A 13,523-nucleotide genomic window follows, 5' to 3' on the forward strand; every position below is an offset into this window, starting at 1 on the left:
GCGACGGGCGGCACCCGTCGGCGGGTCGGGGCCGTCGTGCGGTTGCTGACCGCGCTGGTGCTGGCCGGCGGGGTGTACGCGACCTTCGCGCCGGCGGCGCGGGCGCAGGAGGAGCCGCGATTCAGCGGCGCGGCTGCGGAGGGTGAGGCGCTGTTCAACGTCGGATGCATCACCTGCCACGGGCGCAGCGCCGGTGGTGTCGAGGGGCGCGGGCCCAGCCTCGTGGGGGTGGGCGCCGCGTCGGTCGAGTTCCAGGTCGGCACCGGGCGGATGCCACTGGCGCGGCAGGAGGCGCAGGCCTTACGCAAGCCACCGCAGTACACCGACGAGGAGATCCGTCAGCTGGCGGCCTACATCCAGGAGATCGGCGGAGGCCCGGTGGTGCCCGACACCGTCGAGCAGCAGTTGGCCGACGCCGATCTGGCCCGGGGCGGGGAACTGTTCCGGATCAACTGCTCGCAGTGCCACGCCTTCGGCGGCGGCGGAGGCGCCCTGTCCTCCGGCAAGTTCGCGCCGAGCCTGTACCCGGCGTCGGATCGGACGATCTACGCGGCGATGCTCAGCGGCCCGCAGAACATGCCGGTGTTCGGCGACAGTCAACTGACCCCGGAGCAGAAGGCCGACATCATCGCCTACATTCAGCAGGTCGTGCAGGACGGCCCTGACCCGGGCGGGTTCAACCTCGGCCGCTACGGCCCGTCCACCGAGGGCTTGACGATCTTCCTGGTCGGCATCGTCGCGCTCGTCTTCGCGAGCCTGTGGATCGCGGGCAAGTCATGACCACCGGCCCCCGACGACACGGCCGCGAGCCGACGGACGTCAACGACCCCGGCGTGACCCGCTTCGAGGTGGTTCGCGAGGGCGCCCGCCGCGACGACATCGAGATCGTCCACTACGAGCCGCAGGTCACCGCCGGTTCCAAGGCCGAGCGGCGGATGGTCCGCACCGTGGCGGCTCTCTTCCTGGTCGCCGGGCTGTCCGCCACCGGCTTTCTCGTCGTCTACATCTGGTGGCCGTGGCGCTATCGGCTGGTCGGTGACATCGAGGAGTACTACACCCCGCTGCTGGGTCTGACCCTCGGCGTCGCGCTGCTCACGCTGGGTTTCGGCGTCCTGGTCTGGGGCAAGCGGCTGCTGCCGAAGGAGGTGTCGATCCAGGACCGGCACGAAGGGCCGGTACCCGCCGACGATCGGCGCATCACCGGCCAGACCATGCTGTACATGGCCGACGAGCTCGGCGTGAGAAGGCGTCCCCTGCTCGGGGTGTCCCTGCTCGCGGGCCTCGCCCCGGTCGGGGCGGTCGTCGCCGCCCCCCTGGTCGGCGGCCTCATCAAGGATCCGCACGACAACCGGGAACTGTTCCGCACCGGCTTCGCCCCCGCCGACGACAACGGCGCCGTCACCAGGATCCGCCTCGTCCGGGAGGACCGGCGGCCCGTCCGGCCGCTGGAGTTGCTGCCCGGCGGCCAGGTCACCGTGTTCCCGGGTATCCCGCACGGCGTCAGCAACCAGTACGCCGACTCGGTCACGCTGCTCATCCGGTTGCGCGCCGAGGACGCCCTCGCCGCGCGGGAGAACAACCGTCGAGCCGGCAAACAGGACTGGATGTGGGGTGACTTCATCGCCTACTCCAAGATCTGCACCCACGCCGGCTGCCCCGCCAGCCTCTACGAGCAGCAGACCAACCGGTTGCTCTGCCCGTGCCACCAGTCCCAGTTCCTGATCACCGACAACGCGCGACCCATCTTCGGGCCCGCCAGCCGGCCCCTGCCACAGCTGCCCATCGAGGTCGACGACGAGGGCTTCTTCGTCGCCAGCTCCGACTATCGCGAGCCCATCGGTCCTGACTTCTGGGAGCGCCCCTGACGCCCTCCCGAGACGGAGTGCGGAACACGCGAGGAGACACCGTGACACGACCGACCCGAGCACTCCGGCGGTTGTCGCTGTCGGGCGCGGCACTTGCCGTGTCGCTGCTCGCCGGCTGTGGCGCGGGTCAGATCGCGGAGACGGCCGAGAAGGAACCTTCCATCCAGGGTGTCAACCTGATGACCGACAACGGCGAGTACGCCGTGCGCGGTCTGCTCATCGAGTTTCCCGGCGCTGACGGCTACCGCGCCGGAGCGGACGCGCTGCTCAGCGCCGTCATCTACAACGACTCGAAGGATGCCGTCACGGTGACCGTGACCACGCAGGACGCCCGGGACATCGTCATCGTCGATGCCGTCCGACCCATCCCTCCCCGGTCGGACACGTCCGCTGCGCGCAGCCCCACCATCGCCAGCCCGGCGGCAACGGACGCCTCCCCCGCCCCCGGATCGCCCGGTGACGCCACGCCGGATCAGCGGACCGAGCCGGCCCGGATCGACCTTCCCCCGCTGAGCTTCGTCCGGTTCAACGCACAGGCCGGCCGGTACTTTCAGCTCCTCGACCTCGACGAGTCCCTGCGTTCGGGACAGAACGCCACCGTCACCTTCGACTTCGGCAACGGGCAGCGGATCACCGGCCCGGCACCGGTCGCCGCGGCGCTGACTCCCGTGCCGCCGCCACCGCCGATCGTCGAGCCCGAGGAGGCCGAAACCCACGACGGACCCGACCACGGCGATTGAGGTCGCAGCACAGCCGGGGCCGGCCTGCCCTCCGCACGGCCGGCCCCCACGCCGCATCGGCACCACCCGCTGAGCGCGCTGCCGGGCGCGGGCTCCACCGGCCCGAATGGTGTGTCGCGCATTCCGCGACTCCCCCGGCGGTGACTGCCTAAGGTGAAGACGCGACGGACACCACCGGTCGGCCGCCGAGAACGATGGGCAGCACCATGGCGCGGTTCCTGGAAATACTGTGGGACACGAGCAGCGTGAACGGTCGCCTCGTGACCAGTGTGGTGCTGGCCCTGCTGGCTCTCGTCGTCGCCGTCCTGGCCGGCCGGCTGGCCACGATCAAGGTGCAGGACACCACCAACCGCTACTACCTCCGCAAGGCGGTGCACTACCTGACAGTGGTGGCGCTGCTGTTCGCCCTTGCCCTGCTGTGGCGGCCGTTCGCCGGTCGCATCGGTGTGGTCGTCGGCCTGCTCGCCGCCGGCCTCGCGCTGGCCCTGCAGGAGGTCCTCGGCGCCTTCGCCGGCTGGGTGAGCATCCTCACCGGCCGGCAGTTCCGGGTCGGCGACCGCATCCAGATGTGCGGCGTACGCGGCGACGTCCTGGACATCACCCCGCTACGGACCCGGATCCTGGAAAGCGGATCCTCGTCCGATCCGGAGTCCTGGATCCGGGGCCGCCAGTACACGGGGCGAGTGGTCTCACTGTCGAATCGGTTCGTGTTCACCGCGCCGGTGTTCAACAGCAGCACCGTGCTGGACCATCTGTGGGAGGAACTGACCCTGCCGGTCCCCTACGAGGCGGACTGGCATCTGGCCGAACGCATCCTGTGTGAGGAGGCGCAGAACATCTCCGCCACCGCCGACGCGCAGCACGCCATCGAGCAGATGCGCCACCGCTACCCGGTCGCCGACGCCGAGGTGGATCCTCGGGTCTTCATCCGCGCCACCCCGAACTGGATAGAACTGTCCGCCCGGTTCGTGGTGCCGGTACGCGCCGCCCGACAGGTCAAGGACGAGGTCACCAGGCGAGTGCTCGACCGGTTCGCCGAGAACGGCCTCCGGGTCGCCTCGGTGACCCAGGACATCACGGTCCGTCCACCACCACCAGGCGCTTCCACCCAGCCCGCCGCGCCCGCTACGGGTCGGCCCTGAGCCCGCTGGCACCCTTCGCCGGGTCGTCCGGTGGCTTCCCCGTCACCGAGCTCTGTGGTCTGATGTCGCCACCCTCGCAGGAAGGACGCGAACATGGCCGTCGACCCGACCGGTCAGGATCTGAAGGAGTTCCTCGCCACCGACCCCGAGGCGCCCGTGGTGATGCTCAACCTGCTGCGCTTCGCCGACGGTGGGCGGGAATCGTACGAGCGGTACGCCGCCGCGCTGCGCGAGACCTTTCTCCCCCGGTACGGCGGCAAGGTGCTCTACGCCGGTGACGGCGGGCCGGCCCTGGTCGCGGAGCAGGGCCAGGAGTGGGACGCGGTGCTGCTGGTGCGGTATCCCAGCCGCGCGGCGTTCAGCCGGATGGTCGCCGACCCGGAGTACCAGCAGGTCACCACCTGGCGAACCGTCGCCCTGCAGGAAGCCGTCCTGCAACCGACCACGCCCTGGGGCAGCAGCTGAGCGGGTGAGCGCCCGGCGGTCGACACCGGCCGAGCAGCCGCCCCCGACAACTGCCCGCGCCCGTGCGTGGTGCCGGCGACGGCGTGGGACGGGACAGGCCGATCACCGACCTCGGCCGCTGCCCTTGACCTGGACAGCATGGGTCAGGGTCATCAGGAGCAGGCCACCCAGGAGGTTTCCGGCACCGGACAGGACGATGTTGAGCCCGAGATCCGGATAGGAGACCGGGGCGCCCAGCCAGATACCGAACAGCAGCTGCAGCCCGGAGACCACGACATGGTCGAACGGGCCGAGGGCGAGGAAGAACCCCACCACGTACGCCAGCAGCATCCGGCTGCCCGCCGATGCGACGGCGTGCAGTAGGTAGGACAGCAGGGTCAACAGGGTGCCGGCGGCGATACCCCGGGTGAAGGTCGCCAAGCCCCCCTTGGCGGCGATCTCCTCGGCGACGAGGGCGAGGGTGTGGTGGGCGCGACCGGGCAGCGTGCCGTGGACGGTGAACACGGCGGCCATCACCGCTCCGCCGACGAAGTTCATGACGAGCACCAGCAACCACAGCCGGGCCAACGGCCACAGCGCGACGAGCCGCCGACGGGCCACCGCGGCGGCGACCGGGTCGAAGAAGTTCTCGGTGAACAACTCGGTGCGCCCGACCACGACGAAGACCAGACCGATGCCGAAGGCCAGGGCGCCGACAAGCTGCCCCACGCCGGAGGCGAAGTCGGGTGCGGCGAGTTCCCGGGCCACGCCCAGCGCCACGATGCCGAAGACGATGGTGACCCCGGCGATGAACCCGGTGGAGGCCTGCTCCAGAGCGCTGCTGGACAGTCGCCGCTCGCCCTCGGCGCGGGCGCTGTCGTAGATGTCCTCCGGCGAAGGTGCTCGTGCCATCCCGACCGGGTACCCGCGAGATCGTCACCAAATCACCCTCGTCGGGCACGTCGCCTCGACCGGGTCGTGACAGCAGCGCGCGTCGTCGCCGCGGGCTCGACGTCGGATCAGCGTTGCCGGGTCAGAGATGTTGGCGGCGCCACTCACTGGTGGCCTCCTCGACCACCCGTTCCTCCGCGTGGAGCGACGCCTTGATCCGCGCCCGCGCGTCAGCGGCGCTGTATCGCTGGATCACCACGAGGACACCGCAGACCGCGACCAGCACAGCCAGCGCCACGAGGGGGGTCAGCGCGGCCGCCGGCACCGCCAGCAGGCTGACGACGACCGCCGCAGCCAGGGCGGTGGAGCGCAGCCGACGGAACGTACGCGCCGCGACGGCCACCCCCATCAACAGATAGAGGGCGACACTTCCGTACAGGACGGACACGGCCGGCCAGGGCAGCGGTCCGGCCTCGCCCACGGCCACGACTTCGAGGACGAGCTTCAGCCCGAGGGCGGTCCCGACGATCGCGACGATGGTCACGAAGTGCAGGTAGGAGAAGACGTCGCGGGCCAGGGCGATCCGCTCGGGGCCCCGGGTGCCGTGCATCGCCTGCTCGACGCTCGGCAGCAGAGTGTCGAAGTGCAGCCACCACAGCGTCGCCAGCAACGCGATACCGAGCACGGACCCGGTGATCACCGGCGCGGTCAGGGCGAGTCGGTCGAACCGGCCCGGACCGAGCCCGAGCGAGATCACCGCCTCCCCGAGGGCGATGATGACGATCAGCGAGTGCCGCTCCGCCCAGTGCCCGGCCGAGGCGACGGCCCAACGGGCGTACGGCAGGAACAGGCCGACCGAGTACTCGACCAGCAGGGCGGCGACCCACAGCGCGAGACGCACGTCGACGACGGCCTCGGCCGGTGCCCAGTTGCTCGCGGTGGCCGCCAACCCGACAAGCACTGCCACCACCGCCGGAACGCTGATCACCACGAGTTGCCGGCGGTTGCGGTCGGCGGCGCTCAGCGCGTACAGGAACGTGACCAGGGTCAGCCCGCGCAGGACCAGGTAGGCGACGGCGAACACCACCGGACCGGTCAGGTCGTCCGGTTGGTTGAGAAACGCCTGGGGGATGGCGATGGCCAGCACGAAAGCGGCGGCCATGACGCCGAACCCGAGCAGCGGCAGCAGTCCGTAGTCGGCGCGGACCAGGTTGCCCAGCGTGGCGAACGTCGTCCAGCAGAACCAGAGCAGAGCCAGCACGACCACGCCGGACAGCACCGCCTGCGTGGTGACCTCGACGGACACCAGGCCGGCCACGTTGAGAAACGCGAAGACGAAGATCAGGTCGAAGAAGAGCTCCAATCGGGTGACCCGAGAGCCGGGCATGACCGGCCTGAGCCAACGGGACCGGCGCAGCTGCGGTGGAGCGCTCACCCGGTCATTCTGCGCGAAACGACCTCAGCCGAACTCTGATTCGTACCGATTACCGGAGTGCGGCGTCCGCTCGGCTGCCCCGGTGGCCCCCACCGGCGTGGTTCGACATGATCCGGTCGAGGGTGTCCCCCCGCCTCCGCTCGGAGTGGGCGACTCGCTCAGGCGCGGGTGGGCTGGCGGCCGAACGCGCGCATCGCGAGCGCGCCGACGGCCGGGCCCGGGGCGAGCAGCAGGAACGCCCAGCGCCAGCCGACCGCGTCGGCCAGGACGGGAACGAGCTGGATGGTGACGACGGTCAGGGCGAAACCGATGGCCGTCTGCGCGGTGAGCGCGGTGCCGACGTACCGCTTGTCGGCGACCTCGCTCAGGGCGGTCGAGAAGACGCCGGAGTCCGCGATCACCGCGGCACCCCACACCACACCCAGCAGCACGACGGCGCCGGGCGGCGCGGTGAAGAACAGGGGTGAGGCCAGGCAGCAGGCGCCACTGACCACCAGGGCGGTGAACGCGGCCCGGGGTCGCCCGAACCGGTCGGCGGCCCAGCCGCCGACCAGGCATCCGGCGACCCCGGCGACCCCGATGGCCAGGAACGCGAGCAGGCTGACGTCCGCGTCGCCGTCACCGGTCCGGGCCGCCGTGCCGGCGATCAGGAAGCTGGGCAGCCAGGTCCAGAGCGCGTACAGCTCCCACATGTGTCCGAAGTAGCCCAGGTTCACCAGGCGGGGACCACGCTGGCCGAACATCGCCAGGGCGTACCGGGGGTGCGGGCGTGGCGGCGTGCCCGGGGCGAACTGCGGACCTTCCCGCACCAGGGTCACGGCCAGCACCGCGCCGAGCAGCGCGCAACCGGCCGCGGTGCCCATCACGCCGCGCCATGGCAGGTCGCCCAGCCCGCCGATCAGGTGCGGCAGCGCCGAGCCGAGGGTCAACGCGCCGATCATGACGCCGAACGCGAGCCCCCGGCGGGCCGGCGGCGCCCAGGACCCGGTCAGCTTCATGCCGACCGGGTACACCCCGGCCAGGAAGACCCCGGTGAGGAAGCGCAGCGGGATGGCCCCGGCCAACCCGTCGACGGTGAGGGCGAACACGCCGGTGCAGGCGGCGGCGAGCGTCGCGCTGCCGGCCATCAACAGGTGTGGCCTGATCCGGTCCGCCAGGTTCAACACGGTGGAGGTGACGGCACCGGCGACGAAGCCGAGTTGCACTGACGCGGTCAGCCAGACGGATGCGGCGGCGCTGATCTGCCACGACTCGCGTAGCGCCGGCACCACGGCGGAGGCCGAGAACCACACCGCCAGGCCGAGCACCTGGACGGCGGCGATCAGCGCCCGCTGCATGCCGGGTCGTGACGTCATCAGCGCTCCTCCGCTTGCCACTGGAGATCAGCTTGGTGCCTGGACCCAGGGCCGCGCCACCGCCCCTTCCGGCCGTCGCGGATGACCCGTTGCCGTGCCCCGGCCCAACTTCGCGCAGGTATCCCGGTCTGCGCCACCTGGCGTGACACCACCCACAACCGCTAAGGCATCCTAGGATGATGGTATCCACTACCTCGGGTCGCGCCGCAGACCGGCGGTGGTCAGGACCGACGCCGGCCGACCGCCTGGATCTCGATCAGCAGGTGCGGGTGCGGCAACTGGTGCACCGCGACGGTGGTGCGGGTCGGGCCGGTCTCGTCGAAGTACTCGGCGTAGACCTCGTTGTAGCCACCGAAGTCGTTCATGTTGACCAGGTAGGTGGTGAGCTGGACGAGGTCGGTGAGGTCCGCTCCGACCGAGTGCAGGATGTCGCGGATGTTGTCGATGACGGCGCGGGTCTGGGCGCGGATGTCGAGGTCGGTGACGCCCATCGGGTCCACCGTCGCGCCGGCGATCGTGTTGTCCGGCCGGCGGCTCGACGTACCCGAGACGAAGATCAGGTCGCCGGCGAGCTTGACGTGCGGGAACCGGCCGCGTGGCGTGGCCATGCCCGGCACGACTCCCTCGTGGCGCATGGTCGCCTCGCCGCCGTCGGTCACGACCCGACCCGCAGCGACGCCGTGCCGAGCCGCTCGACGGTGACCCGCACGTACGATCCGGCGCGCAACGGTACGGCGGCCGTCGCCGCACCGGCGAGCAGGATCGAGTTGTCGGCCAGGTCCACACCGTTGACGTCGGCGAGCCGGACGGCGTCCGACAGCGCCCGGCGGGGATCGCCGAGAATGGCGGCCGTCGAACCGACCTGGACCGCTCGCCCGTCGACCTCTAGCAGCACGCCGAGGTTGTCGATGCCGTCCGGTATCGGCTGCCAGGCGCCGAGCACGAAGCCGCTGGCCGAGGTGTTGTCGGCGATGACCTCGGGCAGCGTGAAGCGGAAGTCGACGTACCGGGAGTCGATGACCTCGATCGCCGGGGCGACCGCCGTGACGGCACCGCCCTCGACGAGGAAGGCGACCTCCGGTTCGGCCTTCGGGTGTATGTGGTCGTCGAGCCTGACGGTGCCGCCGTCCGGGATCCGCATGGCGTCGGTGAGCCGGCCCCAGATGACCTCGTCGACGCCCATCTGCGTCATTTTGGCCCGGCTGGTCAGCCCCAGCTTCAACCCGACGGCACGTTCGCCACGGGCCAGCCGGCGGTCGACCACCGCCTGCTGCACCCGGTAGGCGGTCGGCACGTCAAGCCCGGTCCCGGCACCCGACGACGGGATCGCAATGCGGCTGGTCACCGCGTCGTCGAGGCGTACGGCGAGCTGGTCGACGGTGCTCATCGGTTTCCTCCGGTGCCGGTGGTGGCGGTCGCCAGGTCGAGGGCGACGTCGACGATCATGTCTTCCTGCCCGCCGACCATGCCGCGGCGACCCAGTTCGACCAGGATCGAGCGGACGTCGACCCGGTAGCGCTGCGACGCCCGTTCGGCGTGCCGGAGGAAGCTGGAGTAGACCCCGGCGTAGCCGAGGGTGAGCGTTTCCCGGTCGACGCGGACCGGTCGGTCCTGCATCGGCCGGACCAGGTCGTCGGCGGCGTCCATCAGCGCGAACACGTCACAGCCGTGGTCCCACCCGTGCAGGTCGGCCACGGCGACGAAGACCTCCAGCGGCGCGTTCCCGGCACCCGCGCCGTGCCCCGCCAGGGACGCGTCCACCCGGGTGGTGCCGTGCTCGACCGCCGCGACGCTGTTCGCCACGCCGAGGGACAGGTTGTGATGGGCGTGGATACCGACCTGCGTGCCCGGGTCGAGCACCTGCCGGTACGCGTCGACCCGCTCGGCGACGTCCCGGGTCAGCAGCCGGCCACCGGAGTCGGTGACGTAGACGCAGTGGGCGCCGTACGACTCCATCAGCTTCGCCTGCTGCGCGAGCGCCGTCGGGTCGGTCATGTGCGCCATCATCAGGAACCCGGACACGTCCATGCCGTTGTCGCGCGCCCACCCGATGTGCTGGGCGGAGATGTCCGCCTCGGTGCAGTGCGTGGCGATCCGTACGCTTGTCACCCCAAGGTCGCGGGCGGCCTTCAGGTCGGCGATGGTGCCGATGCCGGGTAGCAGCAGGGTGGTCAGCTTCGCGGTGGTGACCGTCTCCGCCGCCGCGGCGATCCAGTCCGCGTCGGAGGCGGCTGCGTGCCCGTAGTTCACGCTCGACCCGGCCAGTCCGTCGCCGTGCGCGACCTCGATCGCCGCGACACCGGCCGCGTCGAGGGCCGCGGCGATGGTCCGGACCTGGTCGACGGTGAACTGGTGCCGCACGGCGTGCATGCCGTCGCGCAAGGTCACGTCCTGGATGTACAGCCCGCTCACGCGGACACCTCCCGTCCGACCCGGGAGGCCACCATCCGCTCGGCGGTGCGCAGCGCGGCCGAGGTCATGATGTCGAGGTTCCCGGCGTACACCGGCAGGTAGTGCCCGGCTCCGGACACCTCCAGGAACACCGACACCTGCACCCCGGCGAACCGGGCACCCAACGCGGGCACGTACGCGTCGACCTCGTCGAACTGCACCCGCTGCTTCAGCCGGTAGCCGGGCACGTATCCGGCGACGGTGGCCACCATCGCCTCGACCGACGCCGCGACCGCCGCCCGGTCCACGTCCCGGTCGGGGCACAGGCAGTAGATCGTGTCCCGCATGATCATCGGTGGCTCCGCCGGGTTCAACACGATGATGGCCTTGCCGCGGTGGGCACCGCCGACCACCTCGATGGCCCGTGCCGTCGTCTCGGTGAACTCGTCGATGTTCGCCCGCGTCCCCGGACCGGCTGACCTGGACGCGATCGAGGCCACGATCTCGGCGTACCGCACCGGCGTCACCCGGCCGACCGCCGCGACGACGGGGACGGTGGCCTGACCGCCACAGGTCACCATGTTCACGTTCGGCTCGTCCAGATGCTCGTCCAGATTCACCGGCGGCACCACGTACGGGCCGACGGCGGCCGGGGTCAGGTCCACCACCAGCCGGCCGTGCTCCCGCAACAGCGCGGCGTGCCGGTGGTGCGCCCCTGCCGACGTCGCGTCGAACACCACCCGCACGTCGGCGAACTCCGGCATCGCCAGCAGCCCGTCGATCCCGTCGGCGGTGGTGGCCACCCCGAGCCGGCGGGCTCTGGCCAGGCCGTCGGAGTTCGGATCGACCCCGACCATCGCCACCATCCGCAACGACTCCGACAACCGCAACACCTTGATCATCAAGTCGGTGCCGATATTGCCCGACCCGATCACCGCCACGCCCGTGGTCATGCCGTCTCCCCCACCTCGAAGCAGGCCCGGACCGAACCCAGGCCGGAGATCCGTGCCTCGTAGGACGCGCCGGCGGTGACCGGCACCATCGGCCCGAGCGCCCCGGACAGCACCACGTCGCCGACGACCAGCGGCGCGCCCGCGACGGCCAGCGTCTGCGCCAACCAGGCCACCGCGTGCACGGGATTGCCGAGGCAGGCGGCACCGGCCCCCACCGACACCGGCTCGCCCGCGTGTTCGAGCACCATCCCGGCCAGCCGCAGGTCCACGTCCGACAGCCTGCGGGGCTGGTCACCGAGCACGAACAGGCCCGACGAGGCGTTGTCGGCGACGGTGTCCACGATCGAGATGTCCCAGCCCGCGATCCTGGAGTCCACGACCTCGATCGCCGGCAGCACGTGGTCGGTCGCCCGGATCACGTCGGCGACCGTCACCTGTTCGAACGGCAGGTCCGCACCCAGCACGAACGCGACCTCGGCCTCCACCCGAGGTTGCAGCAGCCGACCGCGGTCGATCTCGGCGCCGTCCGGGACAGCCATGTCGGCGAACAACACCCCGAAGTCCGGCTGGAAGACGCCGAACGCCTGCTGCACCGCCGCGGACGTCAGGCCGACCTTCGCGCCGACCCGGCGGCGGCCGGCCGCCTCCCACGCGACGACCTGCGCCTGCTGCACCTGGTACGCCGCGTCGACATCCCCGGTCGGCAGCACCTCGCCGCGCAGCGGCGGCACGGGTTTCCCGGTCTCGTACGCGGCGCGCAGCAGGGCCGCGGCCCGGGCGACATCAGTCATGACAGATCCACACAGACATTCGTCAGTTCCGAGTAGAAGTTCAGCGAGTGGACGCCGCCCTCGCGGCCGACGCCCGACGCCTTCACACCACCGAACGGCGTGCGCAGATCCCGCAGGAACCAGGTGTTCACCCACACGATCCCCGCGTCGATCCGCGCACCGGCCCGGTGCGCCCGGCCGACGTCCCGCGTCCACACGGTGCCGGCCAGGCCGTACTCGCTGTCGTTGGCCAGCGCGAACGCCTCGTCCTCGTCCTCGAACGGCGCCACGTGGCAGAGCGGACCGAAGACCTCCTCCCGGTTGACCCGGGCGTCGGGCTTCAGGCCGGTCAGCACGGTCGGTTGGACGTACGCGCCGCCGTCGCGGGCGTCGCCGAACTCGGGGACACCGCCGCCCGCGAGCACGGTGGCACCCTCCGCGCGGGCCAGGTCGTAGTAGCCCAGCACCTTGTCGCGGTGCTGGTGGGAGATCAGCGGCATGGTCACCGTCGCCTCGTCGGCGGGCCAGCCGTACGCCAACTCGTCGGCCCGCTTCGCCAGCCGGGTCACGAACTCGTCGAACACCGGCCGCTGCACGAACAGCCGTTCCGTGCACAGGCACACCTGACCACCGTTGGTGAACGACGACCGGACCGAGCCGGCGACCGCGGTATCTAGGTCCGCGTCCGCGAAGACCAGACCGGCGTTCTTGCCACCCAGTTCGAACGACACCGCCTTCACCCCGTCGGCTGCGGCCCGCATGATCGCACCGCCGGTCGCCGACTCGCCCGTGAACGTGATCGCGTCCACTCCCGGATGCCGGGTCAGGAACTCCCCCGCCGAGCCCGGCCCGAACCCGTGCACGACGTTGAACACGCCGTCGGGCACCCCGGCGGCCGCCATCACCTCCGCCAGCAACGTCGCCGACGACGGCGTCTCCTCCGACGGCTTCACCACCACCGCGTTACCGCAGGCCAGCGCCGGGGCGACCTTCCACGTCAACAGCAGCAGCGGCAGGTTCCACGGCACGATCACCGCCACCACGCCGACCGGTTTGCGCACCGCGTAGTTCAGCGCCCGTCCGCCGCTCGGTGTCGCCGTCGTGAACGACTCCGTCGGCGCGGTCGAGACGATCTCCGCGAAGGTCCGGAAGTTCGCCGCGCCGCGTGGGATGTCGAGGGTCCGCGCCTGCGTGATCGCCTTGCCGGTGTCACCGACCTCCGCCGCCACCAGGTCGGCGAACCGACGCTCCAGCTCGTCGGCGACCCGGTACAGCACCGCAGCCCGCTCCCGCTCCCCCATCCGACCCCACGGTCCACGTAGCGCCGACCGGGCCGCGGCGACGGCGGCGTCCACGGTGGACTCGTCGGCCTCGGCGACGTACCGGATGGTGTCTCCGGTGACCGGGGAGACCTTTGCGAAGTGCGGGCCGGACGTGTCGAACTCGCCGTTGACGAAGTTCGGCAGCACGGTCGGCTCGCCGGCCGGCCGGCCGGCGAGCAGGCTGGGGGACCAGAGCCCGTCGGTCATCAGGCGTA

14 protein-coding genes are annotated in these 13,523 nt (G+C 71.3%); 5 read left to right on the forward strand and 9 right to left on the reverse strand.

Going from position 1 to position 13,523, the window contains the following annotated elements; genetic code table 11:
* Positions 1 to 36 precede the first annotated feature (36 nt).
* From qcrC to ENC19_RS22035, 5 genes are all read left to right on the forward strand, one after another.
* Positions 37 to 780, forward strand: coding sequence for a cytochrome bc1 complex diheme cytochrome c subunit (gene qcrC / locus ENC19_RS22015; protein ID WP_281604503.1), 744 nt, complete (start codon positions 37 to 39; stop codon positions 778 to 780).
* Complete coding sequence (gene qcrA / locus ENC19_RS22020; RefSeq protein WP_164448992.1) at positions 777 to 1,865, forward strand: cytochrome bc1 complex Rieske iron-sulfur subunit; 1,089 nt, start codon at positions 777 to 779, stop codon at positions 1,863 to 1,865. The genes qcrC and qcrA overlap by 4 nt, the downstream gene beginning before the upstream one ends.
* Positions 1,866 to 1,906: 41 nt before the next feature.
* Entirely contained in the window at positions 1,907 to 2,605 is a 699-nt protein-coding gene (locus tag ENC19_RS22025) for a hypothetical protein (RefSeq protein WP_164448993.1), read from the forward strand.
* Positions 2,606 to 2,865: 260 nt separating this feature from the next.
* Entirely contained in the window at positions 2,866 to 3,747 is an 882-nt protein-coding gene (locus tag ENC19_RS22030; RefSeq protein WP_164448994.1) for a mechanosensitive ion channel domain-containing protein, read from the forward strand.
* A gap of 93 nt (positions 3,748 to 3,840) precedes the next feature.
* Entirely contained in the window at positions 3,841 to 4,212 is a 372-nt protein-coding gene (locus ENC19_RS22035) for a DUF1330 domain-containing protein (protein WP_164448995.1), read from the forward strand.
* Positions 4,213 to 4,314: 102 nt separating this feature from the next.
* On the opposite strand, the gene ENC19_RS22040 is transcribed toward ENC19_RS22035, so the two are convergent.
* From ENC19_RS22040 to ENC19_RS22080, 9 genes are all read right to left on the reverse strand, one after another.
* Entirely contained in the window at positions 4,315 to 5,103 is a 789-nt protein-coding gene (locus ENC19_RS22040; protein WP_164448996.1) for a formate/nitrite transporter family protein, read from the reverse strand.
* A gap of 121 nt (positions 5,104 to 5,224) precedes the next feature.
* Positions 5,225 to 6,517, reverse strand: coding sequence for a low temperature requirement protein A (locus ENC19_RS22045; protein WP_164448997.1), 1,293 nt, complete (start codon positions 6,515 to 6,517; stop codon positions 5,225 to 5,227).
* Positions 6,518 to 6,675: 158 nt separating this feature from the next.
* Complete coding sequence (locus tag ENC19_RS22050; RefSeq protein WP_164448998.1) at positions 6,676 to 7,872, reverse strand: MFS transporter; 1,197 nt, start codon at positions 7,870 to 7,872, stop codon at positions 6,676 to 6,678.
* Between the two features lie 221 nt (positions 7,873 to 8,093).
* Positions 8,094 to 8,507, reverse strand: coding sequence for a RidA family protein (locus ENC19_RS22055; protein ID WP_164449131.1), 414 nt, complete (start codon positions 8,505 to 8,507; stop codon positions 8,094 to 8,096).
* Between the two features lie 20 nt (positions 8,508 to 8,527).
* The gene (locus ENC19_RS22060) at positions 8,528 to 9,259 is read right to left on the reverse strand and encodes a 2-keto-4-pentenoate hydratase (protein ID WP_164448999.1); all 732 of its coding nucleotides are present in this window, start codon (positions 9,257 to 9,259) and stop codon (positions 8,528 to 8,530) included.
* Positions 9,256 to 10,284: a 4-hydroxy-2-oxovalerate aldolase gene (dmpG, locus tag ENC19_RS22065; RefSeq protein ID WP_164449000.1), complete on the reverse strand. Its 1,029-nt coding sequence runs from the start codon at positions 10,282 to 10,284 to the stop codon at positions 9,256 to 9,258. The genes ENC19_RS22060 and dmpG overlap by 4 nt, the downstream gene beginning before the upstream one ends.
* Positions 10,281 to 11,216 carry an acetaldehyde dehydrogenase (acetylating) gene (locus ENC19_RS22070; RefSeq protein ID WP_164449001.1) on the reverse strand — a complete coding sequence of 312 codons (936 nt, stop codon included), beginning with the start codon at positions 11,214 to 11,216 and terminating at the stop codon, positions 10,281 to 10,283. The genes dmpG and ENC19_RS22070 overlap by 4 nt, the downstream gene beginning before the upstream one ends.
* Entirely contained in the window at positions 11,213 to 12,007 is a 795-nt protein-coding gene (locus tag ENC19_RS22075) for a 2-keto-4-pentenoate hydratase (protein WP_164449002.1), read from the reverse strand. Before ENC19_RS22075 ends, ENC19_RS22070 begins: the two co-directional genes overlap by 4 nt.
* On the reverse strand, positions 12,004 to 13,515 hold the full coding sequence (locus ENC19_RS22080; RefSeq protein WP_164449003.1) for a 2-hydroxymuconic semialdehyde dehydrogenase: 1,512 nt from the start codon (positions 13,513 to 13,515) through the stop codon (positions 12,004 to 12,006). Before ENC19_RS22080 ends, ENC19_RS22075 begins: the two co-directional genes overlap by 4 nt.
* Between the last annotated feature and the right edge of the window lie 8 nt (positions 13,516 to 13,523).

Source organism: Verrucosispora sioxanthis, assembly GCF_010560025.1.
GTDB lineage: Bacteria > Actinomycetota > Actinomycetes > Mycobacteriales > Micromonosporaceae > Micromonospora > Micromonospora palythoicola.

Excerpts from the sequence above, each read along its gene's own strand:
- qcrA (WP_164448992.1), top strand. The coding sequence starts at position 777 with ATGACCACCGGCCCCCGACGACACGGCCGCGAGCCGACGGACGTCAAC.
- ENC19_RS22035 (WP_164448995.1), top strand. The coding sequence starts at position 3,841 with ATGGCCGTCGACCCGACCGGTCAGGATCTGAAGGAGTTCCTCGCCACC.
- ENC19_RS22040 (WP_164448996.1), bottom strand. The coding sequence starts at position 5,103 with ATGGCACGAGCACCTTCGCCGGAGGACATCTACGACAGCGCCCGCGCC.
- ENC19_RS22050 (WP_164448998.1), bottom strand. The coding sequence starts at position 7,872 with ATGACGTCACGACCCGGCATGCAGCGGGCGCTGATCGCCGCCGTCCAG.
- ENC19_RS22055 (WP_164449131.1), bottom strand. The coding sequence starts at position 8,507 with ATGCGCCACGAGGGAGTCGTGCCGGGCATGGCCACGCCACGCGGCCGG.
- ENC19_RS22060 (WP_164448999.1), bottom strand. The coding sequence starts at position 9,259 with ATGAGCACCGTCGACCAGCTCGCCGTACGCCTCGACGACGCGGTGACC.
- ENC19_RS22070 (WP_164449001.1), bottom strand. The coding sequence starts at position 11,216 with ATGACCACGGGCGTGGCGGTGATCGGGTCGGGCAATATCGGCACCGAC.
- ENC19_RS22075 (WP_164449002.1), bottom strand. The coding sequence starts at position 12,007 with ATGACTGATGTCGCCCGGGCCGCGGCCCTGCTGCGCGCCGCGTACGAG.
- ENC19_RS22080 (WP_164449003.1), bottom strand. The coding sequence starts at position 13,515 with ATGACCGACGGGCTCTGGTCCCCCAGCCTGCTCGCCGGCCGGCCGGCC.